This window comes from Pseudomonas sp. SG20052 (genome assembly GCF_031766055.1).
Taxonomy (GTDB): Bacteria; Pseudomonadota; Gammaproteobacteria; order Pseudomonadales; family Pseudomonadaceae; genus Aquipseudomonas; species Aquipseudomonas mandelii.
Map to the genome: position 1 here is coordinate 638,378 of NZ_CP134498.1, position 26,985 is coordinate 665,362.

The 26,985-nt window shown below is 60.3% G+C and carries 24 protein-coding genes; 17 read left to right on the forward strand and 7 right to left on the reverse strand.

What is annotated here, in order from left to right; translation table 11 throughout:
• Nucleotides 1–15: 15 nt before the first annotated feature.
• Nucleotides 16–729, forward strand: coding sequence for a membrane integrity-associated transporter subunit PqiC (locus tag RHP74_RS02890; protein WP_200667559.1), 714 nt, complete (start codon nt 16–18; stop codon nt 727–729).
• Nucleotides 730–1,037: 308 nt separating this feature from the next.
• A complete protein-coding gene (locus RHP74_RS02895; protein ID WP_042932411.1) occupies nt 1,038–1,985 on the forward strand; it encodes an IS110 family transposase in 948 nt (315 codons plus the stop codon).
• Between the two features lie 171 nt (nt 1,986–2,156).
• Here RHP74_RS02895 and RHP74_RS02900 read toward each other — a convergent pair whose 3' ends face one another.
• A complete protein-coding gene (locus RHP74_RS02900; RefSeq protein ID WP_200667560.1) occupies nt 2,157–3,689 on the reverse strand; it encodes an AhpA/YtjB family protein in 1,533 nt (510 codons plus the stop codon).
• Nucleotides 3,690–3,824: 135 nt separating this feature from the next.
• On the opposite strand from RHP74_RS02900, the gene serB reads away from it, so the two are divergent.
• Nucleotides 3,825–5,039, forward strand: coding sequence for a phosphoserine phosphatase SerB (gene serB / locus RHP74_RS02905; RefSeq protein ID WP_010464223.1), 1,215 nt, complete (start codon nt 3,825–3,827; stop codon nt 5,037–5,039).
• A gap of 147 nt (nt 5,040–5,186) precedes the next feature.
• Here serB and RHP74_RS02910 read toward each other — a convergent pair whose 3' ends face one another.
• Nucleotides 5,187–6,965, reverse strand: a complete 1,779-nt coding sequence (locus tag RHP74_RS02910; RefSeq protein WP_311097720.1) for a molecular chaperone — start codon at nt 6,963–6,965, stop codon at nt 5,187–5,189.
• A 198-nt stretch (nt 6,966–7,163) separates the two neighbouring features.
• On the opposite strand from RHP74_RS02910, the gene RHP74_RS02915 reads away from it, so the two are divergent.
• Complete coding sequence (locus tag RHP74_RS02915; RefSeq protein ID WP_042932429.1) at nt 7,164–7,565, forward strand: hypothetical protein; 402 nt, start codon at nt 7,164–7,166, stop codon at nt 7,563–7,565.
• Nucleotides 7,566–7,621: 56 nt separating this feature from the next.
• On the opposite strand, the gene asd is transcribed toward RHP74_RS02915, so the two are convergent.
• Genes asd through RHP74_RS02930 form a run of 3 tightly spaced genes read right to left on the reverse strand, consistent with a single transcriptional unit; the run spans nt 7,622 to nt 10,898 of the window.
• Nucleotides 7,622–8,482 carry an archaetidylserine decarboxylase gene (gene asd / locus RHP74_RS02920; RefSeq protein ID WP_077750232.1) on the reverse strand — a complete coding sequence of 287 codons (861 nt, stop codon included), beginning with the start codon at nt 8,480–8,482 and terminating at the stop codon, nt 7,622–7,624.
• A gap of 18 nt (nt 8,483–8,500) precedes the next feature.
• A complete protein-coding gene (locus tag RHP74_RS02925; protein WP_010464217.1) occupies nt 8,501–9,316 on the reverse strand; it encodes a rhodanese-like domain-containing protein in 816 nt (271 codons plus the stop codon).
• Nucleotides 9,317–9,359: 43 nt separating this feature from the next.
• The gene (locus RHP74_RS02930) at nt 9,360–10,898 is read right to left on the reverse strand and encodes an HDOD domain-containing protein (protein ID WP_172792092.1); all 1,539 of its coding nucleotides are present in this window, start codon (nt 10,896–10,898) and stop codon (nt 9,360–9,362) included.
• 166 nt (nt 10,899–11,064) lie between these two features.
• On the opposite strand from RHP74_RS02930, the gene motA reads away from it, so the two are divergent.
• Together motA and motB are read left to right on the forward strand one after the other, a co-directional pair.
• Entirely contained in the window at nt 11,065–11,916 is an 852-nt protein-coding gene (gene motA / locus RHP74_RS02935; protein WP_077750234.1) for a flagellar motor stator protein MotA, read from the forward strand.
• Between the two features lie 3 nt (nt 11,917–11,919).
• Nucleotides 11,920–12,948 (forward strand): flagellar motor protein MotB, encoded by a 1,029-nt coding sequence (gene motB / locus RHP74_RS02940; protein WP_311097729.1) that lies wholly within the window; start codon nt 11,920–11,922, stop codon nt 12,946–12,948.
• Between the two features lie 220 nt (nt 12,949–13,168).
• Here the strand turns inward: motB and rsgA are convergent, their stop codons facing one another.
• Nucleotides 13,169–14,200 carry a small ribosomal subunit biogenesis GTPase RsgA gene (gene rsgA, locus RHP74_RS02945; protein WP_010464204.1) on the reverse strand — a complete coding sequence of 344 codons (1,032 nt, stop codon included), beginning with the start codon at nt 14,198–14,200 and terminating at the stop codon, nt 13,169–13,171.
• Nucleotides 14,201–14,307: 107 nt separating this feature from the next.
• Here rsgA and orn point away from each other — a divergent pair, with 107 nt between their 5' ends.
• Together orn and RHP74_RS02955 are read left to right on the forward strand one after the other, a co-directional pair.
• Complete coding sequence (gene orn / locus RHP74_RS02950) at nt 14,308–14,850, forward strand: oligoribonuclease (RefSeq protein ID WP_007995036.1); 543 nt, start codon at nt 14,308–14,310, stop codon at nt 14,848–14,850.
• A gap of 222 nt (nt 14,851–15,072) precedes the next feature.
• Entirely contained in the window at nt 15,073–15,684 is a 612-nt protein-coding gene (locus RHP74_RS02955; protein WP_007945604.1) for a trimeric intracellular cation channel family protein, read from the forward strand.
• Here the strand turns inward: RHP74_RS02955 and queG are convergent.
• Nucleotides 15,666–16,745 carry a tRNA epoxyqueuosine(34) reductase QueG gene (gene queG, locus RHP74_RS02960; RefSeq protein ID WP_083375176.1) on the reverse strand — a complete coding sequence of 360 codons (1,080 nt, stop codon included), beginning with the start codon at nt 16,743–16,745 and terminating at the stop codon, nt 15,666–15,668. The genes RHP74_RS02955 and queG overlap by 19 nt on opposite strands.
• A 63-nt stretch (nt 16,746–16,808) precedes the next feature.
• Between queG and RHP74_RS02965 the strand changes: the two genes are divergently transcribed.
• The 9 genes from RHP74_RS02965 (at nt 16,809) to hflC (ending at nt 26,879) form a co-directional block, all read left to right on the forward strand.
• Nucleotides 16,809–18,308, forward strand: coding sequence for an NAD(P)H-hydrate dehydratase (locus tag RHP74_RS02965; protein ID WP_311097736.1), 1,500 nt, complete (start codon nt 16,809–16,811; stop codon nt 18,306–18,308).
• Nucleotides 18,296–18,766 carry a tRNA (adenosine(37)-N6)-threonylcarbamoyltransferase complex ATPase subunit type 1 TsaE gene (tsaE, locus tag RHP74_RS02970; protein WP_010464201.1) on the forward strand — a complete coding sequence of 157 codons (471 nt, stop codon included), beginning with the start codon at nt 18,296–18,298 and terminating at the stop codon, nt 18,764–18,766. The genes RHP74_RS02965 and tsaE overlap by 13 nt, the downstream gene beginning before the upstream one ends.
• Before the next feature lie 48 nt (nt 18,767–18,814).
• Entirely contained in the window at nt 18,815–20,194 is a 1,380-nt protein-coding gene (locus tag RHP74_RS02975) for an N-acetylmuramoyl-L-alanine amidase (RefSeq protein WP_372241901.1), read from the forward strand.
• 8 nt (nt 20,195–20,202) lie between these two features.
• Nucleotides 20,203–22,101: a DNA mismatch repair endonuclease MutL gene (gene mutL / locus RHP74_RS02980; RefSeq protein WP_010464199.1), complete on the forward strand. Its 1,899-nt coding sequence runs from the start codon at nt 20,203–20,205 to the stop codon at nt 22,099–22,101.
• Nucleotides 22,101–23,072: a tRNA (adenosine(37)-N6)-dimethylallyltransferase MiaA gene (gene miaA, locus RHP74_RS02985; RefSeq protein ID WP_145310231.1), complete on the forward strand. Its 972-nt coding sequence runs from the start codon at nt 22,101–22,103 to the stop codon at nt 23,070–23,072. The genes mutL and miaA overlap by 1 nt, the downstream gene beginning before the upstream one ends.
• A 94-nt stretch (nt 23,073–23,166) precedes the next feature.
• Entirely contained in the window at nt 23,167–23,427 is a 261-nt protein-coding gene (gene hfq, locus RHP74_RS02990) for an RNA chaperone Hfq (RefSeq protein WP_007902656.1), read from the forward strand.
• Between the two features lie 12 nt (nt 23,428–23,439).
• Nucleotides 23,440–24,741, forward strand: coding sequence for a ribosome rescue GTPase HflX (gene hflX, locus RHP74_RS02995; protein ID WP_145310233.1), 1,302 nt, complete (start codon nt 23,440–23,442; stop codon nt 24,739–24,741).
• A gap of 96 nt (nt 24,742–24,837) precedes the next feature.
• A complete protein-coding gene (hflK, locus tag RHP74_RS03000; protein ID WP_145310235.1) occupies nt 24,838–26,010 on the forward strand; it encodes an FtsH protease activity modulator HflK in 1,173 nt (390 codons plus the stop codon).
• A complete protein-coding gene (hflC, locus tag RHP74_RS03005; RefSeq protein WP_145310237.1) occupies nt 26,010–26,879 on the forward strand; it encodes a protease modulator HflC in 870 nt (289 codons plus the stop codon). Before hflK ends, hflC begins: the two co-directional genes overlap by 1 nt.
• The last annotated feature ends 106 nt before the right edge of the window (nt 26,880–26,985 follow it).

Here is a 26,985-nt window from a genome sequence, read left to right on the forward strand (position 1 = left end):
CACCTGGATGGGACGATGACTGCTCTGCGCCTTCCTTTTATTTTGATGCTCGCTGGCGTTCTTGGCCTAGCGGGTTGCAGCGTTCACCAGCCGGTGTCGCTGTATCAGCTGGACAGCGGAAGTCCGGTTCAGCCTGCGCAAAGCGCCGGCATGGCGGTATTGCTCGGCCCGGTAACGCTTGCGGATTACCTGCAACGCGAAACCTTGTTGCAGCGACAGCCGGATGGCAGCCTTCAGGCGTCGACCGACGGTCGTTGGGCTGGAAGCCTGTCGTCGGACGTTGATCAGCTGTTGCTGCGTCAGGTGGCGGGCCATCTGGACAGTCAGCGGGTTGTGCTGGCGCCTGCGACCCTCGGCTTCACGCCGGATGTCCAGGTGCTGCTGACGATTACTCGTCTGGACTCGGGCGAATCGCAACCGGCGATCCTGGATGCGCAGTGGCGCCTGATCGACCGTCGTGGCCAGGTTCGCGATAACCGCATCATTCACCTGCAGGAGCAGCACGCAGGCGGCACGGCCGCTCAGGTTCAGGCTCAGGGGGTGTTGCTGCAGCGTCTGGCCGAGCAATTGTCCGTGGCGCTCAAGCCACTGGCTAATCAACCGCCGATCGCTGAAGCACCCAAAAAGCCTGCTCCGAAGCCTGTGGCTCCCGCGGCAGAGCAAGAGCAACAGCCGAAGATCCCGATGGCCTCGCCGATCCGGACCGATATGGAAGTGTTCAGGTTCTAAGCCTGGATTGATCCAAGAACAAAGCCCGCAGTGATGTGGGCTTTGTTGTTTCTGCAGGGTGCAGATATCTGTCGCTTGTCCTGGCCTCTTCGCGAGCAGGCTCGCTTGTATGGTAGGACTTGAAGGGAGGAGGAGGGACAAGGCTCGATTCTGACTGTTGACGCAGTACAGACTGTGGGAGATTTCGCCCCTCCTCCTTTCACCCAAGCGCCGATAAAGAATGCATCTGGCTAGACCGACGATAGGAACAAGCCTGCGCCTCTGGGTGAGCCCTTCAAGTGCTCAAACCTTATCTCGGAGGAAATCCTATGGCAATGCCGGTCTCTCTATCAAAACCGATCGTGGGCGTGGATGTCGCCAAGAATGAACTGGTGATTTATCAGGCTGATAACGATTTGCTTAAAGAGATTCCCAACACTAAAACATCCATCAAGCAGTGGCTGAATACGTTGCCGGGGACGGTGGCTATTGCCATTGAGGCGACCAACATCTATCACCTGGACTTTGCTGATCTGGCCTATGAGGCCGGATGTGCGATTTACATGGTGGGAGGCTATGAACTCAAACATTATCGCGAAGGCGTGAAAATCCGCGCCAAAACCGACGCGCTGGACGCCAAGTTGCTGGCCCGTTACCTGAAGAACGAAGCCGAGGAGTTGCGCCCCTGGACCCCTCCATCACCGCTGTACCGCCAGCTCCTGAGCCTCTTCCGCCGCCGGGCTGCCTTGGTCCAGGCTAGGGTTGGCCTGGTGCAGAGTTGGTCGAATGAGCCGCTGCTGAAAGCGGCTTTTGCAGAACAAGTGAAGTCCATGCAGCAGCTTGAAACGCTGATCGAAAAGACGATCAACGATCAGCTCAAAGAAGCCGGTTTACTCGGTCAACTGAAACGTTGCCTGAAAGTTGAAGGCATTGGATTTTTGACTGGGGCTCGCTTGATAACTGCATTTCAGCGCGGGGATTTTAGAAACGCGGATGCGTTTATCGCCTTCCTGGGCATGGATTTACGGGTGTCTAAATCAGGACAGAAGGACGGTCGCCGCAGTTTGACCAAGCGCGGTGACCCCGAGGCCCGCCGGCTTCTGCACAATGCAGCGATGTCGGCTAGCCGTACGAAAGCCTGGAAAGGGTTTTACGAAGCCCAAAGAGCCCGGGGCTTCAGCACTACTGAGGCGCTGGTGATGCTGGCTCGCAAGCTTGCGCGGGTGGCATTCGCCTTGCTGAAAGGGCAGAGCGAATATCAGTCAAAGGTCAGTTGAGGGTTTCCCCTCAACCATAGAATCTCCCACAGGTTTTGTGTCGTACACCTATCGCGCGAACGACGAAGGGCCTGTGGGAGCGAGCCTGCTCGCGAAGAGGCCGGGACAGGCAACAAAAAAGCCCGCAGACGATCACTCGTCTGCGGGCTTCTTCACTTCTGGGTTTAAGGCTTACGCCCGACGCTCATGCATCCGCGCCAGTTGTCGCTCCAGCATCGACGGATAAGGCTCCATCAACCGCTCCACACAGCACGCACCCTCAGGGCTGGCAATCGGGCGGATCCGCGCACGCTGGCGTATCAGCGCGTCGTCACCGATCTTGCGCTCCACCAACAGCAGGTTGCGGCTGTGTTGCGACAAGGCCAGGGCATCCTGAGCGGCTTCGGTCAGCAGCAGGTCGATCTGGCTCAGACCGAATAGCTCATCACCCAGCGTCAGGCCCAGCTGCAATTGCAGGGTGATGCCGCTGTCTGCAACTTCAATCTGCAACTGATGACCCAAGGCTCGCAGCAATTCACCGCAGCAGATTGCGTTGGTCAGGTAGTCGTCGCCGCTGTCTTCGGTGTGGAACAGCATCAGCGTGCTGCCATCGTTCAGGGTGTGCAGTTCGCTCTGATAGAGCGAAGCTGCCTGATCGAGGCAGTCGCGATAGCGTTTCAGCAGTTCTTCCAGGCGGGTGCGAGGCAGACGACGCAGTTGATCTTGAGCGCCCAGTTGCACGGCCAGTACGGCGCTGTGCTGCGGCACGTTCGAAATCACCGGTTTGGCGAGCGGTTTAGGCGCAACGTCGGCCGATTCATCACGCAAGTCAGCAAACGCATCGTCGTCATCGTCGTCTTCAACGGTGCTGACACTGCGCCGTGGTGCTGGCTTGAGGCCAGCCACAGGTTTGCTTTCATCGAAACTCGGATCCCGCAGGTTGCGCACTTCGAAGGACGGCTCGTTATCGTCGGCGTCTTCATAGTCGCTGTCGTCGAATTCCGGCTCCGGCACGGGTTCCGGTTCGGCCGGCTCCGGCGCGAAGTTGGCGTGCAGCTGACGGGCCAGGTCGCCGATCTCGTCCTGGCGCTCGGTGGCCGGGGTGTATTCGTCGATATTGCGCAGCCACACGCGCAGTTGCAGCAGCGGCGTGGAGATGTGTCGGCCCAGGCGCAGGCTCAAGGCCAGGGACAGGGCCAGCAGAATCGCACTCAAAATGCCCATGCTTTGCAGGCTGATGGTCATGGGCTGCTGGAACTGATCCATGTCCAGGCTGATGCGCAGTTGCCCGGCGGTGACGTCCTGGAACGTGATCTTGCTCTGGTACATGCCCTCGGCTTCGCCCAGCAGGCTGTGCTTGGGGCGCTGACCGGCTTCGGCGAGGATGCGGTTATCCACGCTGTAAATGGCGGCGTGGGCCACCAGCTTGTTTTTGGTCAGGTTGTTGAGCAGCACGTTGAGGCTGAGGATGTCGTTGGACACCAACAGCTCCGTGGCGGACGTGGCAGTCTGCGTGGTCAGGCTTTCACCCAGCGCATCGGCCTGCTCGTGCATGGCCTGCTTGAACTGCAAACCCATCACGCAGGCGTAGATCACCAGGGCCAGAGCGACCAGGATCACGTTATGGCTGGCGATGCGCAATGCAATCGGTACACGGCGGTGGCGCAGTGCACGGAAGATCAGCAGAAAGAAGTTATCGGTTTTTACTGGCGTGGGCCGGTTCACTTGAGCTCGGCTCTTTTGTCCGTGAAGTTGACGCGCAGTATAGCGACAGGCCCTAGACCGGCAAAGCGCTCACGGTGCCCGATGGTCACTGAAAGTGGGTAGAATGCGGTTTTTTTCCACTTGCGGGGGTGCGCCTTGCGCGAAATCGTCCTGATAAACATCACGGGAGTCGACCGACCGGGTCTGACTGCGGCCATTACCGGCGTTCTGGCCCAGGGTGGTGTGAACATTCTCGACATTGGTCAGGCGGTGATCCACGACACCCTGTCGTTCGGCATCCTGGTTGAAATTCCTGATACCGAGCAAGGCAAGTCGGTGCTCAAGGACATCCTGTTCAAGGGGTACGAGCTCGATCAGCAGGTGCGATTCACTCCGGTGTCCGAAGGGGATTACCAGCAGTGGGTCGGCAATCAGGGCAAAAAGCGCCACATCGTGACGCTGTTGACCCGCAAGGTGACCGCCGGACAGTTGCAGGCCGTGAGCTCGATCACCGCCAAATATGGCCTGAACATCGACCACATCGATCGCTTGTCCGGGCGCATGCCGCTGGACACCCCGGCCGACAAGGGCAAGGGCTGCATCGAGTTTTCCGTGCGCGGCGAAGCGGCTGACCCGCAGGCGCTGCGGGCTGAATTCCTCAGCGTCGCCCAGGAACTGAACGTCGACATCGCCTTTCAGGAAGATTCGCTGTTTCGCCGTAACCGCCGCCTGGCGGTATTTGACATGGACTCGACGCTGATCGAAGCCGAAGTCATCGACGAACTGGCCAAGGCAGCGGGCGTGGGCGATCAGGTGTCGGAAATCACCGAGCGAGCGATGGCCGGTGAACTGGATTTTCGCGCGAGCTTCAAGGAACGCCTGGCCTTGCTCAAGGGGCTGGACGTCAGCGTGCTGGATTCGATCGGTGCTTCGTTGCGCCTGACTGAAGGCGCCGAAACCCTGTTTGCCGAGCTAAAGCGCCTGGGCTACAAGACCGCGATCCTGTCGGGCGGCTTCACCTACTTCGCCAAGCAATTGCAGGCCAAGTTGGGCATCGACTATGTGTTTGCCAACGAGCTGGAAGTGGTCGACGGCAAGGTCACCGGTGTGGCGGTCGAGCCGATTGTCGATGCGCAGCGCAAGGCGGATCTGCTGAAGGAGCTGGCGCACAAGGAAGGTTTGCGCCTGGAGCAGACCATTGCGGTCGGCGACGGTGCCAACGATTTGCCGATGCTGGCAATTGCCGGCCTGGGCGTGGCGTTCCGCGCCAAGCCGCTGGTGAAGCAGTCGGCAAAGCAGGCGATTTCCACCCTTGGATTGGATGGCGTGCTGTATCTGCTGGGCTTTCGGGACCGTGACGGGCAGCTCTGAGTCTCCCCAGAGCTGAAAGGCGCTTGTGGCGAGGGAGCTTGTCGGATCGCCGCACCGTCCCGCTGGGCTGCGAAGCGGCCCCGAAAAAGGACTGCTACGCAGTCCATACGGGAGCAAGATCCCTCGCCACAGGTATTGGATTCACCCTCAGAGCGACTTCCACAACGAATCGAAATCCTCCTCGACGCCGCTCTCCGCGGCGTTGTCGTTTCTGCTCGCCTCCAGCGAACGGTAGGCAAACTGATTGAAGCTGTTGGTGCTCGCCACCCGCCGATCCAGCCCGGCGCGGCGTTCCTGGCCGTTGGTGTTGATCAGCACTTTGCTGCCTTCCTGAAAGGGCAGGCGCGGAGCGAGCAACGTGGCGGGCAGGTCGATGGCGCTGATTTCCGGCAGCAACAGGCCGCGCAGATATTGACTGTGGTCGTCCCGCGTTCGCACCAGTTGCAGCCCGCAAGGCTCGGCGTAAGGCGCGACCTGCTCGATCCCCATTTGCGTCCCGCCGCCGCGCACCTGACGAATCCAGCGCACCACCGCAATACTCCAGCCCTGATTGGCAGAGTCCTGGATGCCGATCATTTCGCCAGCCTGCAACTCGGCGGGCACCGCGTCGGGCCACGCCAGGCAATAACCGCCGGGGCTGTGGTTGATGACCGGCAGGGCGTAAGTCGGAAAGTGCCGATTGTTATCGGCCGCCTCCTGGCCGTCGTCGCTCTGGAGGTGCGGGTATTCAATTTCTTCGTAGGGCAGCAAGGTATCGGCGCTGCCGTGGGGGGCGGCGTCGAACGCGTGGTGCCATTGGTCCTTTCCCTGGTTCGTCGGGGACGCTGCCGAGAACTGCGCGAGTCGAGTGCCGGGGTTTTTCAGAATATCGCTGAACGAACGTTGCCCGCCCAGGTAGAAGTGCAATGCGCTCATGCCCACACACAAGGTCAAGGTGCCTTGGCCAACCGTGCGCTGAAAACTGCGCTCGGCCGCCTGGCCCCAGGCAGCGTGCAGGTGTTGCAGGGTATCCAGGCTGAGCCCGGTCGGTACCGGCAGCGGCGGTGTGCCGTCATTGCCTTGCAGATGCGCTTCGATGGCGGTGACCAGCGGCTGCGGATCAATCCCCAGCAAACCGGCCTGCTGCTCGGCCCTGAATTTCGAACGATAGCGCGGCCCGGTGTCGAGGTCCGGCGCGACGGCAAACAATCCGTCTGCGGGTTGGCCGGGTTGCAACTTTATCCATTGGCTCCAGGGCTCCAAGACCTCGGCGAGCCGGGCGATCTGGTTCTGGCGCAATTGATTGCAGCGGGACGCGCCCAGCAGCAGGGCGGTTACATAAGTCTGTTCGACGCTCAGGGTTTTGGTCTGGCTGGCCAACTCATCGCGCAGGCTCAGGTGCTGGAGTTTGAGTGCGCAGGCGATCCGATACAGCTGATGCAGCTCCAGCCACAGGCCTTCCGGTACCGGGCAATACAGTTGAGTCGAGCGAATCAGCGGCCCGTTCAGGCAATGGATCGCCCGCTGCAACGCTTGGGTCAGCAGCGATGCTCGGTCCTTGCTGAAGCGCGGGGTGATGCGCACGACGATCTGTTTGTAACCAATCGCCAAGTGATTTTGCAGGGCCTGGCAGAGGTTGGCGATCTTGCGCGAACGCTCGTCGAGCACTATCGCCTGGTGCAGGAAATGCCGTTCCAGGTGTTTGCAGACGTAATACACCTCGGGTCGCAACAGTTCGAGCAGTTGCAGGCGATTGTCGCTGGGGGTGAGCAGCTGGTTGAGTTCGCTCAAGCCTTGATAGAGCAGGCGAGCGGTTTCACCGATGTTTGCTTTGGGCAGGTTGGCGATCCAGCGCTTGAGGTCGCGTGGCGTCGGTTCACAGAATGTCAGGCGCAATTGAGCCGGGATCGGGGCGCGTAGCAGCTGGTGAGGGCTGGTTTCATTCATGCCGTAGAAAAACTCCAACCGGGAAATGGGCAGTGAATGATCTGACTGTAGCAGTTACGGATGTCGACCGTTTGTCTGTCAGTCGAGTGCTGCCCGGGCGTACTACTAATCTGACACACGTGCGACTGGATACGCACGGTCGTGCGGCCTGCTGCCTACGCAGGGCAGGTCTCTTGTAACTTCAAGGAGATGAGGTTCATGTCTAGATACGTAGTGGCAAATCAATGGGGCGGTAGTTCGGCACCCTGGCATCCGGGCGGAGACTGGACGTTGGGTGCGAGGGACAACCAGAACGTGGTCGCGATCGAGATCAAATCGGGCGATGGCGGGAAGAGCTTCACCGGCACCATGACTTACGCGGGTGAAGGTCCCATTGGCTTCAAGGCTCAGCGCACGGGCCAGAACCAGTACAACGTGGAAAATCAGTGGGGCGGCAATGACGCTCCATGGCATCCGGGTGGCAAGTGGGTCATCGGCGGCCGTGATAATCAGAACGTTGTGGCGTTGAGCGTCACCTCCAGTGATGGAGGGAAAAACCTCAGTGGCACCAATACCTACGCCAACGAAGGGCCGATCGGCTTTCGTGGGCAGATAGAGTAACGGCGCTACCGAAATGTCCGCCCCTTCGAAGACGTTCGACGGGGCGGATTAGCCAATCAGGCTGCTGGCAGGCCCAGCGCCTGGCCCATTTGTACTGGCGACAGGGCGCCGAGCCCTTCAACCCACTTCACTTGATCCGGCCCGAACAGCACCACAGCGGTCGAACCCAGCTTGAAGCGACCCAGTTCCGCACCTTTTTCCAGATGGATTGGCGCGCGGGCGGCTTCGTCGTAACGGAAGGTTTTCAGCTCGCGTTTCGGCGGCGTCACCAGTCCGGCCCACACGGTTTCAATCGACGCCACGATCATCGCGCCCACCAGCACCACGGCCATCGGCCCGCGCTCGGTGTCGAAAATGCACGCCACACGTTCGTTGCGGGCAAACAGTTCCGGCACGTTTTCGGCGGTGGTCTGGTTGACCGAGAAAATCCGGCCCGGGATGTAGACCATCTCGCGCAGGGTGCCGGCCAGCGGCATGTGCACGCGGTGGTAGTCTTTCGGCGACAGGTAAATCGTCGCAAAGTCGCCGCCCATGAACGGCGCAGCATTGGCGGCATCACCGCCCAGCAATTCCAGCACGCTGAAACTGTGGCCCTTGGCCTGGAACACGCGGCCATGTTCGATCGGGCCGAGTTGGCTGACCGCACCGTCGGCCGGGCTGAGAATGGCGCCCGGGGTTTCATCGAGCGGGCGAGCGCCGTCTTTCAAGGCGCGGGTGAAGAACGCGTTGAAGTGCTCGTAAGCCGTCAGGTCTTCGACCAGCGCCTGGGACATGTCCACCTGATAGCGCTTGGCGAACCAGGCGGTAAAGGCATTCTTGAACCAACGCACGCGGCATTCGGCAATGCAGCCGGCCAGTCGCGAGAGCAAGTGGTGAGGCAGCAGGTATTGGCTGAGGATAAACAAACGCTTATTCATGGACTGTCCTTAAAAACCTTAAATCTCTACGGGCGTATCGGGGTGGTTGCCCCATTCGCCCCAGGAGCCGGCGTAGCCTTTGACCCGCGGATAACCGAGGGATTTGGCCACCAGATAAGTGAAGCCAGAGCGATGGTGAGTCTGGCAGTGGGTAATGACTTCTTTGTCTTTGGTGATACCGAGTTGTTCCAGGATCTGCGGCATGTCCGTGCGGATGCGCAGGTTGCGCGCTTGATCCATGCCGGCCGTCCATTCGAAATTCACCGCGCCGGGAATGTGCCCGGCCTTGGCTGCCAGGACTTTCTCGCCGGAGTATTCCAGTGGGCCACGCGCGTCCCAGATCGCCAGGTCGGCGGCACCGAGACGGCTTTGCAGGTATTCGCGGGTGGCGGTCGGCTCGTCGTGCAGGGTCAACGCAATCGGGCCGCCAGCGGGGGCCGGGATCTGGATCGACATGGGCATGCCTTCTGCCAGCCAGGCTGTCAGGCCGCCGTCGAGATAGTGGTAGTTGCGATGGCCGATGACATCGAGCAGCCAGATAAAGCGCCCGGCCCAGCCGCCGCCTTCGTCGTCATAGACCACGTAGGTGGCATTGGCGTTATGTCCCAACTCACCGAACAACGTTTCGAGTGCCGCTTGCGGCGGCATCAGCCCAGGCGCAGGCGCCTGGCCGAGTTGTGTGCGTTTGGGATCGACAAAGCGTGCACCGGGAATATGCCCTTCGGTGTAGCGGGCACTGCTGGTCAGGTCCACCAGAATCAGTTCGCGGGACTCGAGGCGAGGGAGCAAGTCGCTCGGCTCGATGACCAGCGCCAAGCCAGAGAAGTCAGACATGTGAGGTCTCCAGAGCACAAAAGGGAGGATTGTAGCGCAGCATTCATTGACCGCGCTGGCTAAAGCTATGGAGTGCCTTTTCAATGCACTGCGCGGTTTTGCCGAAGGCTTGCACGGTGATTTCCGAGAACGGCCCGCCGCCCTGATCCGCCACAACGACCATGATCACCCGACCATTGTTGACCAGCGAGCGCAGCAGCAGGTGTTCGCCGCGAAACTGCGCACGCAGGCTGGCGGGTAGCAGCGCCGAGAACTGGGCGTTGTTGGCCGGGGTCAATCGCACCTGGGCCTGTTGCGAGAGCAACCGTTGCAGCACAGTGCTCTGACTCACGACCAGGTTTAGCCCCGCCGCTTCCTTCGCCAGCCCGGCCGTTTGATGCGCACGCAAATTGGCGTGGGTGCGGTCAGCCATCAATATCATCACTCGACGCATACCGCATGCGACCAGTGCGTCCCGGGCCGACGTGGTCAAGTGCATCGCATTGGTGAAGCGGCTCGGCTCAACCAGCAGTTCAGCACATTGTTTACGCCATGCCGTCAGGTTTTCGGTGGTCGGCGCTGGTGCCGGCAGCAACCCGGCGTGAATGCGGTTCACGCCCGAGGGCCAGATCAACGCTACTGCGGGGTGCCAGATGTCCGGCATGGCATGCTGGTGCGCGCTGTTCACGGCTTGTTGATGCAGTTGCTGCTGCACGTCGCTCATCGGCATTTGCAGGTAAAGGCTGGTCAGGTATTGCCAGCGCTCGCTGTGCGGGCTGTCCCAGGCCTGTTGCGCCGACAGTGCCAGCCCATTGGCCAGCAACACGGTATTGGCCGGTTGGTTGAGCCAGCGACGCAAGGTCGGATCGTCATCGAGGCGGTTTTGCTGGCGCAAGGGATGCTCGCTGTCCCGGGCAATGCGCAGGACTTTGACCAGTTCGCGCTGCTCGTTGAGCAGCAGGCGATAACCTTGCTGCACCCAGATCGGCAGGCGCCAGATGTCCACCAGCGCCTGGCAGATGTCCAGCAGGCGAACGCCGAACAGGTCCTTTTCGACTTTGCGCGCTGACTCGCCTTTATGAATGACCCGCAGTTCCCATTCTTCGAGCAACTGCGGATGAGTCAACGCCATCGGCCAGAGCGGCGAGAGAAACAGCAGGCTGCCCCAGTGGATGTCCTGCCAGAGCCGCGCCAGGCGAGCGGCAAAAAAACCGTTGGCCTGTTGGGTCGCGTGCTGGCTGATCATCTGTATCTGACGCAACGCCACCGGGATCTGTGATTGCGGTTCGGCAGGCAACCGGGCGAGCAATTCCTCGGTGCGTTTCAACCCGAGACGATTGATCGCCACCTCAAGGTTTTCTGCCGGGTCGGTCATGCTGCCGTGGGTATGACGATTGGCTTCACGAATCACGCTCAAGGCCAGGGCCGGGCTGTCCTGCAACAATTCGGCGATGTCGCGAATCGAGCTGCGGTTGTCGGCGAGGGCCTTGCAGACACGGTCGTGACTGTCTTGCGGAACCGGCAGACGCACGCCATCGAGAAGCTTGACCCAGCCTTCAAGAGTGGTTGGTTTTGGGATAGGGGTGTTCGTTTCGTTAGCCATGGTTGGACGTGATCATCGTCTGCATTACCTATGCCCAGAGAGGGCTAAATTAGCTTTTCGCTTGAACTGGCTATAGTCTGGCGCAGTTTTGCCGATAAGTAGAAGAAGAGATTTTTTAACTTCCGAATATGACCTTGAACCCGACTCAGTAAGTGCTCTCCTACCTATGGCTAAAATAATCGGCATCATCGTCGTATTCGCGAGCGTGCTCGGCGGATACGTGCTTTCCCACGGCAAGATTGCCGCCCTGATTCAACCTTTCGAGGTGTTGATTATCGGTGGTGCGGCCCTCGGTGCATTCCTGCAGGCCAACCCAGGTCACATGTTCAAACTCGTTCTCAAGAAAGCGCTGGGAATGTTCAGTTCGCGCTTCAACCACACGTTCTATCTGGAAGTGCTGGGCCTGATCTACGAGATCCTCAACAAGAGCCGCCGCGAAGGCATGATGGCGATCGAAGGCGACATCGAAGACGCCGCCGCGAGCCCGATCTTCGCCAAGTACCCTGCGGTTCTGAAAGATGACCGCATGACCGCCTACATCTGCGATTACCTGCGCATCATGTCCTCCGGCAACATGGCGCCCCATGAGCTCGAAGGTCTGTTCGACATGGAACTGACCAGCCTCAAGGAAGACCTCGATCACCCGTCCCACGCCGTGAACGGCATCGCCGACGCCATGCCTGGCTTCGGTATTGTCGCGGCCGTATTGGGTATCGTGGTGACCATGGCCTCCCTGGGTGAAAGCGATCAGAAAATGATCGGCTTACACGTGGGTGCGGCACTGGTAGGTACTTTCTTCGGTATTCTCGCCGCCTACGGCTTCTTCGGCCCGCTGGCCCATGCCCTGGCCCACGAAGCCAAGGAAGAGCTGAACGTCTACGAAGCCATCAAGGCTTCGCTGGTTGCTTCGGCTTCCGGCATGCCGCCATCGCTGGCAGTGGAATTCGGCCGCAAGGTTCTGTACCCGGCGCACCGTCCTAGCTTCGCTGAGCTGGAACAAGCGGTTCGCGGTCGCTAAGTCATGGAAAACAACCAGCCGATAATCATCAAACGCGTAAAAAAATACGCGGCCGGACATCACGGGGGCTCCTGGAAAATCGCCTTCGCTGACTTCGCGACGGCGATGATGGCGTTCTTCCTGGTGCTGTGGTTGTTGTCCACCGCCACGCCGGAACAGAAGATTGCCATCGCCGGTTACTTCAAGGACCCGGTCGGTTTTTCTGAAAGCGGCACGCCATACATCATCGATCTGGGCGGCTCCCCGACCCTGGCGCCGGAGAACACCCTCAACCCTGAGGTGAAGTCTCAGCCGCAGCCTGACCGAGTCACCGTCGACACCGACCAGGTCGAAGGCATGGCCGAACAGGTGGAGAAGGAACGCCTGGAACTGTTGCTGCAAGAATTGCAGAACAAGGTCGATGAGAACCCGCAGCTGCAAAAATTCAAGGACCAGATCCTGTTCGAAATCACACAGGACGGCTTGCGCATCCAGATCATGGACGCGGAAAACCGGCCTATGTTCGACTCAGGCTCAGCGCGTCTGAAACCGTATTTCGAAGACATCCTGCTGGCCATGGCCGACACCATCAAAGCGGTGCCGAACAAGATCAGCATCAGCGGCCACACCGATGCCAAGCCGTACTCGGGCACCGGTGATTTTGGTAACTGGGAACTCTCGGCCAACCGTGCCAACGCCGCCCGCCGTGCCCTGGTCGCCGGCAGCTATCCGGATCAGCAAGTGGCGCGGGTGGTCGGTTATGCCTCGTCGGCGCTGTTCGATCGCGAGAACCCGTTCAACCCGGTCAATCGCCGGATCGACATCGTGGTGCTGACCAAAAAGGCCCAACGCGCCATCGAAGGTTCGCAAGGCGTTGAACCGGCACCTGCGCCAACGCAAGGGCAGGGCGGTCCGGGCGAAGTGCCGGCCACGCCGATCGATCCGAACGCATTGCCGGCGGATAAACAACCGCTGCCGGCCCATGAGCTTCGTGAGCGATTGAATATCTTCGAAGACCCGGCACCGAACCCGGCGGAACCGCCGAAGCAGTGACCCATAACAATCAAGCCGACAGAGATGTCGGCTTTTTTGTGCGTCTTTCACGGGTTTGGACGTCACTGCATTTTTAGCGTGGACATGGCCCTGTGGGAGCGAGCCTGCTCGCGAAGGCTTTGTGTCAGGCGACGGGGGGAGGGCGGTGTACATATCCATTTCTGCGGTAACGGCCGCCCATGGATCATGTTCGTGGCATCACGAACATGATCACGGCTACTTAATAACTGGTTTCCGGCAAACTGGCGATGATCGAGCGATAGCTGTTCATCCGCTGCTGCTGCACGCGACCCTCTTCCAGCGCCTTGAGCAAGGCGCAACCCGGCTCGCGGTCGTGCTTGCAGTCGCGGAAGCGGCAGGTGCCGATCAAGTCGTTGAACTCGATGAAACCGGCTTCGACGTCGGCACGGCTGACGTGACCCAGACCGAATTCGCGGATACCCGGGGAGTCAATCAACTCACCGCCACCGGGGAAGTGGAACAACCGCGCGGTCGTGGTGGTGTGGGTGCCCTGGCCGGACAGCTCGGACAGCGGGCCGACACGGGCTTCGACTTCCGGCAGCAGGCTGTTGACCAGCGAGGACTTGCCGACGCCGGACTGGCCGACGAATACGCTGATGCGTCCGTCCAGCTGCTTCTGCAGCTGTTCCATGCCGTTGCCGTGGTGCGCCGAGACCTCCAGCACCGGGTAACCCAGCGTGCGGTAAACCGCCAGCAAGGCATTCAGCGCCGGGGCGTTCTGCTCGTCGATCAGGTCGAACTTGTTGAGCAGCAGCAGCGGACGAATCCCGGCGTGCTCAGCAGCGACCAGGTAACGGTCGATCAGGTTCGCGTGCGGCTCGGGCAGCGGGGCGAAGACGATGACGATCATATCGACGTTGGCTGCAACGGGCTTGAGCTGGCCACGGCTGTCCGGACGGCAAAGTTCGGTTTTACGCGGCAGTTGCGCCACGATTACCCCGATGCCTTGGTTGCCGGCACGCCAGACCACCTGATCACCGGTCACCAGCGCCGGCAGGTTGGCGCGCAAATGGCAGCGGAACACTTCGCCGGCCAGTTCGCCCTCAAGGGCTTCGACTTCGACCTGCACACCGAAGTGCGCGATCACCAGGCCCGTCTGTTCCGGACCCAGGTCGCCGCCCTCAAGTGCCTCGACAGCCGAGGACTCGCGTTTGGCGGCGCGGGCAGCGCGTTCACCTTGGATCTTTTCGATGCGCCAGTTTTGACGACGATTGAGTTGGCGTTTGGCCATGGGTGTTCCGTATCAAGAATGCAGCGATTAGGTAAAACGGCCGCGAGTTTAGCACGCCCGGGCGCCGCCCTAGGCTAAACTGCGCAGCATTGCCTAGGAGCCGACACATGCAAAACCCGCAGAATCTGATCTGGATCGACCTGGAAATGACCGGTCTGAACCCTGATACCGACGTCATCATCGAAATGGCGACCATTGTCACCGACAGTGACCTGAACACCTTGGCCGAAGGGCCGGTGATCGCTATTCACCACAGCGACGAGATCCTCGCCGGCATGGACGAGTGGAACACCCGTCAACACGGCGGCTCGGGCCTGACCCAACGGGTGCGCGACAGCCGCATCAGCATGGCCGAAGCCGAGGCCGAGACCATTGCCTTCCTGGAGAAATGGGTGCCAAAGGGCAAGTCGCCGATCTGTGGCAACAGCATCTGTCAGGACCGTCGCTTCCTTTATACCCACATGAAATCCCTGGAAAGCTACTTCCACTACCGCAACCTCGACGTGTCGACCCTGAAAGAGCTCGCCGCACGCTGGGCACCGGACGTGCGCGACAGCTTCAAGAAAGGCAGCACCCACCTGGCCCTGGACGACATCCGCGAATCCATCGCCGAGTTGCAGCACTACCGCAAGCATTTCATCAAGTTTTGAAGGGTGTCGGGCCTTTGTGGCGAGGGAGCTTGCTCCCGCTCGGCTGCGAAGCAGTCGTAAAACCTGCAAATGCGGTGTGACTGGAAGAATGCCGGGGAGCGCTTCGCGCTCCAGCGGGAGCAAGCTCCCTCGCCAAAGGTTGCGTGTAATGCGTTCTCTTGCCCTCTTTTGGTGCCGGGACTAAATGGCTAGACTGCGCGCCTTTCTGCAAGGACCGCCACCATGTTGCTGATGCTCTACCTGATCGCCATCACCGCCGAAGCCATGACCGGTGCCCTTTCCGCTGGTCGTCGCGGTATGGACTGGTTTGGTGTGGTGCTGATCGCCTGCATCACGGCGTTGGGCGGCGGTTCGGTGCGCGACGTGCTGCTCGGTCACTACCCGCTGACGTGGGTGAAACACCCGGAATACCTGGTGCTGACATCGATTGCAGCCATGTTCACGGTTTTCGCTGCGCGCTGGATGCGTCACTTGCGCTCACTGTTTCTGGTGCTCGACGCCGTGGGCCTGGTGGCATTCACCCTGATCGGCTGCATGACCGCCCTGGAAATGGGTCACGGCATGCTGGTGGCCTCGGTCAGCGGCGTGATCACCGGGGTGTTCGGCGGCATCCTGCGCGACATCTTCTGCAACGACATCCCGCTGATCTTCCGCCGCGAACTCTACGCCAGCGTCTCGTTCGCTGCGGCGTGGTGCTACATGCTGTGCATCTACCTGCAATTACCCGGCGAACAGGCGATTTTGATCACGTTGTTTGGCGGTTTCCTGTTGCGGTTGCTGGCGATTCGTTTCCACTGGGAAATGCCGAAATTCGTTTATAACGACGAAGCCTGACGCTCGGCGTGTTGTTTCAGCGCCCACTCGACGTGTTCCCGCACCAGTTCCGACGGATAGTCGCGCCGCGCTTTCAATGCTTCCAGCACCGGAATGCTCGAGGGTGCGTTCCCTAGCCCGACGGCGAGGTTACGCAACCAACGCTCGTAACCGGCACGGCGCAATGGTGAACCTTCGGTGCTGCTGAGGAACCTGTCCTCATCCCACATGAACAGTTCGGCCAGTTCGGCGTTGTCCAGGTTATGCCGTGGCTTGAAGTCGCTTTCGCCGGACGGGCGGGCGAAGCGGTTCCACGGGCAGACGATCTGGCAGTCATCGCAACCGAACACCCGGTTGCCGATCAACGGGCGCAAATCTTCGGGGATCGCGCTTTTCAGTTCGATGGTCAGGTAAGAAATGCAGCGCCGGGCGTCCAGCACATAGGGGCCGACGAAGGCGTTGGTCGGGCAAATGTCCAGGCACGCAGTGCAGCGTCCGCAATGTTCGGTGCTGTGCGGTGGATCGACTGGCAGTGGCAGATCGACAAAGAGTTCGCTGAGGAAGAAGTAACTGCCGGCCTTGCGATTCAACACCAGGGTGTTTTTGCCGATCCAGCCCAGGCCGGCCTTTTCTGCAATGGCCTTTTCCAGCACCGGCGCGCTGTCGACGAAGGCGCGGTAGCCGAACGGCCCGATGACCGCCTGAATTTTTTCTGCCAGTTGTTGCACACGTTTACGGATCAATTTGTGGTAATCGCGGCCCAAGGCATAACGCGATACGTATGCTTTTTCCGGTTGGGCCAGTAATTGCGCCATTTGGGTATCGCCGGGCAGGTAGTCCATGCGCAGGGAAACTACGCGCAACGTACCGGGGACAAGCTCTTCGGGATGCGAGCGTTTGCTGCCGTGGGCGCCCATGTAATCCATTTCGCCGTGGTAGCCGGCCGCCAGCCAGCGCTCCAGGTGCTGCTCATGCTCGGCCAGGTCGAGGCCGCTGATGCCGACTTGCTGAAAGCCCAGCTCGCGGCCCCAGTCCTTGATGGATTGGGCGAGGGCGGGCAGGTCTGTAGTAATAGCGGGCATGAGGCGAGAGAAACCGGAGCTGAGGTGCGTATAATTCTGCCAGACATCGGAGCCCGAAGACGCATGCCGCACACTAAAGATGATTTACCCGACGCGCTGTACAGCGCCGCGCACGTGCGAGCCCTCGATGCGAATCTGATCGCGGCCGGCACGCCGGGCTTCGAATTGATGCAGCGTGCAGCGCGAGCGACCTGGCGTGGACTCGTCCGTCAGTGGCCGTCGGCGAATGAATTGACAGTCGTGGCCGGTCGCGGCAATAACGCCGGTGACGGTTATCTGGTGGCGGTGCTGGCGCGACGTGCCGGTTGGCATGTCCGGGTCTTGGCGGCTGGCGATCCCCAGCGTTTGCAGGGGGACGCGGCGCTGGCCCATGCCGAGGCGGTGTCCGAGGGCATTGCGGTTCAAGCCTTCACTGCGCAGTCGGAATTGCGTGGAATCGTGCTCGACGCCTTGCTCGGTACCGGTTTGACCGGCGAAGTGCGAGAGCCCTTCGCCAGCGCGATCACCGCAATCAACGCCAGTGGACTGCCGGTGGCGGCGGTGGATATCCCTTCGGGTTTGTGCGCCGATACGGGGCGCATATTGGGCACGGCTGTCCGAGCTGATCTGACCGTGACCTACATTGCCTTGAAGGTGGGATTGTTCACGGGTGACGCGGCGGATGTGGTCGGCGAGCTGGTGTTCAACGATCTGCAAGCCAGCGCCGAGTCGTTTAACGGGGTCGACATTGATGCACGGCGCCTGACAGCCGGTAATTTGCCGCGTCTGGCAGGCCGCGTGCCAACCGCCCATAAAGGCAAATTCGGTCACGTCTTGCTGATCGGCGGTGATCGTGGCTTCGGCGGTGCCATTCTACTGAGCGCGCAGAGCGCATTGCGCAGTGGTGCGGGCATGGTGTCCGTGGCCACACGCAGTGAACATGTGCCTGCGGCGTTGGCGAGAATTCCTGAAGCGATGGTGTTGGGCACTTCCTCGGCCAATCAACTGATGGGGCTGCTGCAAAAGGTTTCCGTGTTGGTGGTCGGCCCGGGCCTGGGTCAGGCTGCCTGGGGGCGCAGTCTTTTGTCGGCGGCGGCCAACGCGCCGTTGCCGCAAGTCTGGGATGCCGATGCGTTGAATTTGCTGGCTTCAAACCATGTGAGCTTGCCCAAGGACTGCGTGATCACGCCGCATCCGGGTGAAGCGGCGCGGTTGCTGGGGATCAGCACCGCCGAAGTCCAGGCTGATCGCCCGGCGGCAGCTCATGCATTGAGCGAAAAATATACAGCTGTTGTGATTCTTAAAGGCGCCGGCAGTCTGATCGCCAGCCCCGACGGGCGCCTGGCGTTGTCTCATCAAGGGCATCCGGCCATGGCCACCGCGGGTTTGGGTGATGTGCTGGCCGGTCTGGTCGGCGCGTTGCTGGCCCAGGGCATGGACGCGTTCAACGCTGCTTGTCTGGCGGTCTGGCTGCACGCCAATGCCGGCGAGCAACAAGGTAAATCGGGCCGCGGGCTGGCGGCCAGTGATCTGATCCCAGCCATTCGTCAGTTGTTGGAGGAGCAAGCACCGTGTCTGAAGTAACCCTGTACCTGGCCGATGAAGAGGCGATGACCGCATTTGGCGCACGCATCGCACAAACTACCCAAGGGCACGGTCTGATTTTTCTGGAAGGCGATCTGGGGGCGGGGAAAACCACGCTGTCACGGGGCATCATCCGTGGCCTGGGGCATGTGGGAGCGGTAAAAAGTCCGACGTTCACCCTGGTCGAGCCTTACGAAATCGGCGACATCCGGGCCTTTCATTTCGACCTCTATCGACTGGTCGATCCGGAGGAGTTGGAGTTCCTCGGTATCCGCGATTACTTCGAAGACGACGCGCTGTGCCTGATCGAATGGCCCCAGAAGGGTGCAGGCTTTTTGCCAAAGCCCGACCTGACCATTACCATTAGCCCGCAAGACAGCGGGCGTTCGCTGAAAATTTTGTCCCAGGGCTCGCGCGGCGAGTCGTGGTGTGCCGCTTTGGCATTGGAATCCAATTAAATGATGGGGTCAGGTATGCGCTTTCGCGCGATGGTAGCTGCCGTAGGGATGTTGTTTTTGGCGGTGACCGTCGACGCTGTGGCCGAGACTAAGGTCAACAGCGTTCGCCTGTGGCGGGCGCCGGATAACACACGGTTGGTGTTCGACCTGACCGGGCCGGTGCAACACAGCGTTTTCACCCTGACCTCCCCGGATCGGCTGGTGATCGACATCAATGGCGCCTCCCTTGGCTCGCCGCTGAACGTCAACACCTCGAACACCCCGATTACCGCCATGCGCTCGGCCCAACGCACGCCGACCGATTTGCGGGTGGTCATCGACCTGAAAAAAGCTGTTACGCCAAAAAGCTTCACCCTGGCGCCAAATGCCCAGTACGGCAATCGATTGGTGGTCGACCTGTTCGATAACGCCGCCGATGCCGCGCCAATACCGGCGCCGACCAATGTCGCGACGGTGGCGCCAGTGCCGGTCACGCCGGTAGAGCCTCCGGTGAAGCTGCCGCCTGCGCCTGCCGGCAAACGCGACATTATCGTGGTGATCGACGCCGGCCACGGCGGCGAAGACCCGGGTGCCTCGGGGGCTCGCGGTCAGCGTGAAAAAGACGTGGTGCTGGCCATCGCCCGCGAGCTGCAACGCCAGGTCAACGGCATGAAAGGCTTCCGCGCCGAGCTGACCCGCACCGGCGACTACTTCATTCCATTGCGCGGCCGTACCGAAATCGCCCGCAAGAAAGGCGCCGACCTGTTCGTCTCGATCCACGCCGATGCCGCCCCTTCGGCTGCGGCGTTCGGTGCGTCGGTGTTTGCCCTGTCTGATCGCGGCGCCACCTCGGAGACGGCCCGTTGGCTGGCCGATAGCGAAAACCGTTCCGACTTGATCGGCGGTGCCGGCAACGTCAGCCTCGACGACAAGGACCGCATGCTCGCGGGCGTGCTCCTCGATCTGTCGATGACTGCCTCCCTGACGTCCAGCCTGAACGTTGGCCAAAAAGTCTTGAGCAACATCGGCCGCGTCACGCCGCTGCACAAACAGCGCGTGGAGCAGGCCGGGTTCATGGTATTAAAGTCGCCGGACATCCCTTCGATCCTGGTGGAAACCGGGTTCATTTCCAACGCCAAAGAAGCGTCCAAGCTGGCTGCCGCCAACCACCAGCAGGCGCTGGCGCGTTCGATCAGTAGCGGCGTGCGCCAGTTCTTCCAGCAGAACCCGCCGCCGGGCACCTACGTTGCCTGGCTGCGTGATTCCGGCAAGATCGCTCAAGGCCCACGTGACCACCGGGTAAACCCGGGTGAGACGCTGGCGATGATTGCCGTGCGTTACCAAGTGTCTCCGACCACATTACGCAGCGCCAATAACCTGAAAAGCGACGAGCTGAAAATCGGTCAGACCCTGACCATTCCCGGCACAGAACTGGCGTCCAAAGAATGAATCAGGTGTTGACCCATGCGGCTCGCATCGAGCTGCTCAGCCCGCGACTGGCGAACCAGATTGCCGCCGGTGAGGTGGTTGAGCGCCCGGCCTCGGTGATCAAGGAGTTGCTGGAGAACAGCCTCGACTCCGGCGCCAAACGCATCGACGTCGATGTGGAGCAGGGTGGCGTCAAGCTGTTGCGGGTGCGCGATGACGGCAGCGGCATTTCGGCCGATGACCTGCCGCTGGCCCTGGCGCGACATGCCACCAGCAAGATTCGCAACCTGGAAGACCTCGAGCAGGTCATGAGCCTCGGGTTTCGCGGTGAAGCCCTCGCCTCGATCAGCTCCGTGGCGCGTCTGACCCTGACGTCCCGGACCAAGGATGCCGACCAGGCCTGGCAGGTCGAGACCGAAGGCCGGGACATGGCCCCCCGGGTTCAACCCGCTGCCCACCCGGTGGGCACCTCGGTTGAAGTGCGCGATCTGTTCTTCAACACCCCGGCGCGGCGCAAATTCCTCAAGACTGAAAAAACCGAATTCGATCACCTGCAAGAAGTGATCAAGCGTCTGGCGCTGGCGCGTTTCGACGTGGCGTTTCATTTGCGTCACAACGGCAAAACCATCCTAAGCCTGCACGAAGCCCATGACGACGCGGCTCGTGCGCGGCGAGTGGCAGCGATTTGCGGTTCAGGTTTCCTGGAACAGGCGCTGCCGATCGAAATCGAACGCAATGGCCTGCATTTGTGGGGTTGGGTCGGGTTGCCGACGTTCAACCGCAGCCAGGCGGACTTGCAGTATTTTTTTGTGAACGGCCGTGCCGTGCGCGACAAACTGGTGGCCCACGCGGTGCGCCAGGCGTATCGCGACGTGCTGTTCAATGGTCGGCACCCGACGTTCGTGCTGTTTTTCGAGGTCGATCCGGCCGGTGTCGACGTCAACGTGCACCCGACCAAACACGAAGTGCGCTTCCGTGACGGGCGTATGGTCCACGACTTTCTCTACGGCACCTTGCACCGCGCCTTGGGCGATGTGCGACCGGATGATCATCTGGCTGCACCGGTGGCGACGGCGATCGTTCGGCCGACCGGCATAGACGCCGGTGAATTCGGTCCCCAGGGTGAAATGCGCCTGGCGGCCAATGCCCTGCTGGAGCAACCTCAGGCGCAGCCGTCGTTCAATACGACGGCAGGCTCGGGCGCTGGTGCCGGTTATCAGTATCAATACACGCCGCGTCCTCAGTCCGGCGTGCCAGCGGCTGAGGCCCAAGCGGCGTACCGGGAGTTTTTTGCACCTTTGCCAGAGGCAAATGCCGTCGCGCTCCCGGCCGGTCAGGATGATATTCCTCCATTGGGCTATGCATTGGCGCAGCTCAAAGGTATCTACATTCTCTCGGAAAACGCCCAAGGCCTAGTGCTGGTGGACATGCACGCCGCCCACGAACGGATCATGTACGAGCGCCTGAAAATCGCGATGGCCAGCGAAGGCCTGAGCGGCCAGCCGCTGTTGGTGCCGGAATCGTTGGCGGTTAGCGAGCGCGAAGGCGATTGCGCCGAAGAAAACGTCGCGTGGTTCCAGCGTCTGGGCTTCGAGTTGCAGCGACTCGGCCCGGAAACACTGGCGATCCGGCAGATTCCGGCCTTGCTCAAGCAAGCTGAAGCGAATCGATTGGTGAGTGATGTGTTGGCCGATCTGATGGAATACGGCACCAGCGACCGTATCCAGGCGCACCTCAACGAACTGCTTGGCACCATGGCCTGCCACGGCGCGATTCGGGCAAACCGGCGTCTGGCGCTGCCGGAAATGAACGGTCTGCTGCGGGACATGGAAAACACCGAGCGCAGCGGTCAATGCAACCATGGCCGACCGACCTGGACCCAATTGGGCCTGGACGATCTGGACAAACTGTTCTTGCGCGGTCGTTGATGAGCCAACTCCCACCTGCGATTTTCCTGATGGGCCCGACCGCAGCGGGCAAGACTGATCTGGCCATCGAACTCACCAAAGTGCTGCCTTGCGAGCTGATCAGTGTCGATTCGGCGCTGGTCTACCGCGGCATGGACATCGGCACCGCCAAGCCTTCGAAAGAGATTCTGGCCGAGTTTCCGCACCGTTTGATCGATATTCTTGACCCGGCCGAGAGCTATTCGGCGGCGGATTTTCGCCGTGATGCGCTGGAGGCGATGGCCGAGATCACTTCGCGCGGCAAAATTCCGCTGCTTGTAGGCGGCACGATGCTCTACTACAAGGCTTTGGTCGAAGGACTGGCAGAAATGCCGGCGGCGGATCCCGAGGTTCGTGCGCAAATCGAAGAAGAGGCTGCACGCCTTGGCTGGCAAGCCCTGCACGAACAATTGGCGCTCGTAGATCCGGTTTCGGCGGCGCGAATTCATCCGAACGATCCGCAGCGACTCAGTCGAGCGCTGGAAGTTTATCGCGTCAGCGGTCAGAGCATGACCGAGCTGCGGCTGAGACAAAGTGCGCAAAGTACTGAAGCAGCCGCTTCGGGACTGCAACAATTGCCCTATACTGTCGCGAACTTGGCCATTGCTCCGGCAAATCGCCAGGTACTGCACGAGCGAATTAAACAAAGATTCACAGTTATGTTGGAACAGGGATTCATTGACGAGGTCGTAGCCCTGCGTAAGCGAAGTGACCTGCATTCCGGGTTGCCGTCTATACGTGCGGTAGGCTACCGACAAGTCTGGGACTACCTGGATGGCAAGCTGACCCAAGCCGAGATGCAGGAGCGTGGAATCATTGCCACGCGCCAATTGGCAAAACGTCAGTTCACCTGGCTGCGCAGCTGGGCTGATTTACACTGGTTGGACAGCCTGGATTGCGACAATCTGCCGCGCGCCTTGAAATACCTTGGGGCCATCTCCATATTGAGCTGAGTCCTTGCAATTGCCGTCTATCCTTGGGGGTGTGACGGCCACAAGCCATCTGTTTACCTATTTTTTATATTGAATCCTTAAAGGAGTGCGGCACATGTCAAAAGGGCATTCGCTACAAGACCCTTACTTGAATACTTTACGTAAAGAGAAAGTTGGGGTGTCCATCTACCTGGTGAACGGGATCAAACTGCAAGGCACGATCGAGTCTTTCGACCAGTTCGTTATCCTGCTGAAAAACACCGTCAGCCAGATGGTTTACAAACACGCTATCTCTACAGTGGTGCCGGTTCGTCCAATTCGTCTGCCTAGCGCAACCGAATCCGAAGCAGGTGACGCTGAGCCAGGTAACGCCTGATAGGAGTCTCCTTTGTTCTTTGAGCGCCACGGTGGTGGTGAGCGAGTGATCCTCGTTCACTTGGATGGACAGGACCCTGAGGCGCGCGAAGATCCGCAGGAGTTTCAGGAGTTGGCTAATTCGGCTGGCGCCGAGACCGTTGCGTTTTTTAACGTGCCGCGTCATCGGCCAACCGCCAAATTCCTGATTGGCAGCGGCAAGGTCGAGGAACTTCGCGACCTGGTCCATGCCGAGAAGGCAGATCTGGTGATCTTCAATCACATCCTCACGCCCAGTCAGGAACGTAACCTCGAACGTGTTTTCGAGTGTCGCGTGATCGACCGCACGGGTCTGATTCTCGATATTTTCGCCCAGCGCGCCCGTACCCATGAAGGCAAGCTCCAGGTAGAACTGGCCCAGCTTGACCACATGAGCACCCGGCTGGTCCGTGGCTGGACTCACCTTGAGCGTCAAGGTGGCGGTATCGGCATGCGTGGCCCGGGTGAAACCCAGCTGGAAACCGACCGCCGTTTGCTGCGGGTACGCCTGCGACAGATCAAGGGCCGACTGGAAAAAGTGCGCAGTCAGCGCGAGCAGTCGCGACGCGGCCGTTCGCGTGCGGATATTCCTACCGTGTCCCTTGTGGGCTATACCAACGCCGGCAAATCCACGCTCTTCAATAACGTGACGAAATCCGACGTGTACGCGGCTGACCAGTTGTTTGCCACGCTGGACCCGACCTTGCGCCGTCTGGAGCTCGACGACCTGGGGCCGATTGTCCTGGCCGATACGGTGGGTTTCATACGCCACTTGCCTCACAAGCTGGTTGAGGCATTTCGGTCTACGCTCGAAGAGTCGAGCAACTCAGACCTGCTGTTGCACGTGATCGATGCGGCCGAACCGGATCGCATGTTGCAGATCGAGCAGGTGATGGTGGTGCTGGGCGAGATCGGTGCCCAGGACTTGCCGATCCTCGAGGTCTATAACAAACTCGATTTGCTTGAAGGCGTTGAGCCACAAATTCAGCGCGACGAAAACGGCAAGCCCCAACGGGTCTGGCTGTCGGCGCGTGATGGCAGTGGTCTGGAATTGCTTGAGCAAGCCATTGCCGAGTTGCTGGGCGGTGATTTGTTTATTGGCACCTTGCGCTTGCCGCAACGTTTTGCTCGACTGCGTGCGCAGTTTTTCGAACTCGGTGCGGTGCAGAAAGAAGAACACGACGAAGAAGGCATCTGCCTGCTGGCCGTTCGCTTGCCACGGGTTGAGTTGAATCGACTGGTGAGTCGCGAAGGTCTGCAACCGATGGAATTCATCGAACAACACACTTTGCAATAAAAGCCTGAAAAAGCGGTTGTGCCGCGGTGACAGGCATTCTGTAGCATTGGTCGGCGCGCCGTGGGTGCGTCTTTGCTTTATCAGATGGAGAGCGCTATGGCTTGGAATGAGCCGGGTGGCAACTCGAATAATCAGGATCCTTGGGGTGGCAAGCGCCGCAATAACGGCGACCGCAAGGGGCCACCGGATCTCGACGAGGCCTTCCGAAAGCTGCAGGAAAGCCTGAACGGGTTGTTCGGTGGTGGTAAGAAACGCGGTGATGACGGCGGTGGTTCGGGCAAGAGTGGCGGCTTCGGCGGCCTGCTCGGCATCGGCCTGGTCGTGTTGGCGGCCGTTTGGCTGTACAGCGCGGTCTACGTAGTCGACGAGCAGGAGCAAGCCGTGGTGCTGCGCTTCGGCAAGTACTACGAAACCGTCGGTCCGGGCCTGAACATCTACTTCCCGCCGATTGATCGCAAGTACCTGGAAAACGTCACGCGCGAGCGTGCCTATACCAAGCAGGGTCAAATGCTCACTGAAGACGAGAACATCGTCGAAGTGCCGCTGACCGTGCAGTACAAGATCAGCAACCTGCAGGACTTCGTGCTGAACGTCGATGCGCCGGAAATCAGCCTGCAGCACGCGACCGAAAGTGCCTTGCGCCATGTGGTGGGTTCCACCGCGATGGACCAGGTGCTGACCGAAGGTCGTGAGTTGATGGCCAGCGAAATCAAGGAGCGTCTGCAACGCTTCATGGATACCTATCGCACCGGTATCACCATCACTCAGGTCAACGTACAGAACGCAGCGGCACCGCGCGAAGTACAGGAAGCCTTCGACGACGTGATTCGTGCCCGTGAAGACGAGCAGCGTTCGCGCAACCAGGCTGAAACCTACGCCAACGGTGTCGTGCCGGAAGCTCGTGGCCAGGCCCAGCGTATCCTTGAAGATGCCAATGGTTACCGCGACGAAACCGTCTCGCGCGCCAAGGGTGAGGCTGATCGCTTCACCAAACTGGTTGCCGAGTATCGCAAGGCCCCCGAAGTCACCCGCGAGCGTCTGTACCTGGACACCATGCAGGAAGTCTTCACCAACACCAGCAAGGTCCTCGTGACCGGCAACAAGAATGGCCAGAGCAATCTGCTGTACTTGCCGCTGGACAAGATGGTCGAAAGTGGTCGCAACACCAGCACTCCGGTGAGCGGTGCGGCAGCCACCAGCAATGAAGCGAATGCGCGTGCGGCAGCTGATCTGCAGCAACAGCCATCTCGTACCAGGGAGAGTCGCTGATGAGCAATAAATCGCTGATCGCCCTTATTGTCGGCGTCGTCGTGGCCATCGCTGCCTGGAACTGCTTCTACATCGTGGCTCAGACCGAGCGTGCGGTGTTGCTGCAGTTCGGTCGCGTGGTTCAGGCCGATGTTCAGCCGGGCCTGCATGTGAAAGTGCCTTACGTTAACCAGGTGCGCAAGTTCGATGCCCGCCTGATGACGCTGGATGCGCCGACGCAGCGCTTCCTGACGCTGGAAAAGAAGGCCGTGATGGTCGATGCCTACGCCAAGTGGCGCGTGAAAGATGCCGAGCGCTTCTACACCGCGACTTCCGGTCTGAAGCAGATTGCCGATGAGCGTCTTTCCCGTCGTCTGGAATCGGGTCTACGTGACCAATTCGGTAAGCGCACGCTGCACGAGGTGGTTTCTGGTGAACGTGACGCGTTGATGTCCGATATCACTTCTTCGTTAAACTTGATGGCGGAAAAAGAGCTGGGCATCGAAGTTGTCGATGTTCGGGTCAAGGCCATCGATCTGCCGAAAGAAGTAAACCGCAGTGTGTTCGAGCGTATGAGCTCCGAGCGTGAGCGTGAAGCTCGCGAGCACCGCGCCAAGGGTAACGAGCTGGCAGAAGGCATCCGTGCCGACGCCGATCGTCAACGCCGCGTGCTGCTGGCTGAAGCCTATCGTGAATCTGAAGAGGTTCGCGGTGATGGTGATGCCCAGGCCGCTGCGATCTACTCCAAGGCCTACGGCCAGGATCAGGAGTTCTACGGTTTCTACCGTAGCCTGCGCGCCTACCGTGAAAGCTTCGCGAACAAATCCGACGTCATGGTCCTGGACCCAAGCAGCGACTTCTTCCGTTACCTGGAAAAAGCCAAGCCTTGATACGACGTTGACCTGAATCATCCCCCGCCTGGCGGCTAAAGCCTCCGGCGGGGTGATCCTTTGGGAAAACGTGTGTATGATGCGGCAGCCGGGAAATTCCCGGCTT

Excerpts from the sequence above, each read along its gene's own strand:
- RHP74_RS02890 (WP_200667559.1), top strand. The coding sequence starts at position 16 with ATGACTGCTCTGCGCCTTCCTTTTATTTTGATGCTCGCTGGCGTTCTT.
- RHP74_RS02895 (WP_042932411.1), top strand. The coding sequence starts at position 1,038 with ATGGCAATGCCGGTCTCTCTATCAAAACCGATCGTGGGCGTGGATGTC.
- RHP74_RS02910 (WP_311097720.1), bottom strand. The coding sequence starts at position 6,965 with ATGAATGAAACCAGCCCTCACCAGCTGCTACGCGCCCCGATCCCGGCT.
- RHP74_RS02915 (WP_042932429.1), top strand. The coding sequence starts at position 7,164 with ATGTCTAGATACGTAGTGGCAAATCAATGGGGCGGTAGTTCGGCACCC.
- asd (WP_077750232.1), bottom strand. The coding sequence starts at position 8,482 with ATGAATAAGCGTTTGTTTATCCTCAGCCAATACCTGCTGCCTCACCAC.
- RHP74_RS02925 (WP_010464217.1), bottom strand. The coding sequence starts at position 9,316 with ATGTCTGACTTCTCTGGCTTGGCGCTGGTCATCGAGCCGAGCGACTTG.
- RHP74_RS02930 (WP_172792092.1), bottom strand. The coding sequence starts at position 10,898 with ATGGCTAACGAAACGAACACCCCTATCCCAAAACCAACCACTCTTGAA.
- motA (WP_077750234.1), top strand. The coding sequence starts at position 11,065 with ATGGCTAAAATAATCGGCATCATCGTCGTATTCGCGAGCGTGCTCGGC.
- motB (WP_311097729.1), top strand. The coding sequence starts at position 11,920 with ATGGAAAACAACCAGCCGATAATCATCAAACGCGTAAAAAAATACGCG.
- rsgA (WP_010464204.1), bottom strand. The coding sequence starts at position 14,200 with ATGGCCAAACGCCAACTCAATCGTCGTCAAAACTGGCGCATCGAAAAG.
- orn (WP_007995036.1), top strand. The coding sequence starts at position 14,308 with ATGCAAAACCCGCAGAATCTGATCTGGATCGACCTGGAAATGACCGGT.
- RHP74_RS02955 (WP_007945604.1), top strand. The coding sequence starts at position 15,073 with ATGTTGCTGATGCTCTACCTGATCGCCATCACCGCCGAAGCCATGACC.
- queG (WP_083375176.1), bottom strand. The coding sequence starts at position 16,745 with ATGCCCGCTATTACTACAGACCTGCCCGCCCTCGCCCAATCCATCAAG.
- RHP74_RS02965 (WP_311097736.1), top strand. The coding sequence starts at position 16,809 with ATGCCGCACACTAAAGATGATTTACCCGACGCGCTGTACAGCGCCGCG.
- RHP74_RS02975 (WP_372241901.1), top strand. The coding sequence starts at position 18,815 with ATGTTGTTTTTGGCGGTGACCGTCGACGCTGTGGCCGAGACTAAGGTC.
- miaA (WP_145310231.1), top strand. The coding sequence starts at position 22,101 with ATGAGCCAACTCCCACCTGCGATTTTCCTGATGGGCCCGACCGCAGCG.
- hfq (WP_007902656.1), top strand. The coding sequence starts at position 23,167 with ATGTCAAAAGGGCATTCGCTACAAGACCCTTACTTGAATACTTTACGT.
- hflK (WP_145310235.1), top strand. The coding sequence starts at position 24,838 with ATGGCTTGGAATGAGCCGGGTGGCAACTCGAATAATCAGGATCCTTGG.
- hflC (WP_145310237.1), top strand. The coding sequence starts at position 26,010 with ATGAGCAATAAATCGCTGATCGCCCTTATTGTCGGCGTCGTCGTGGCC.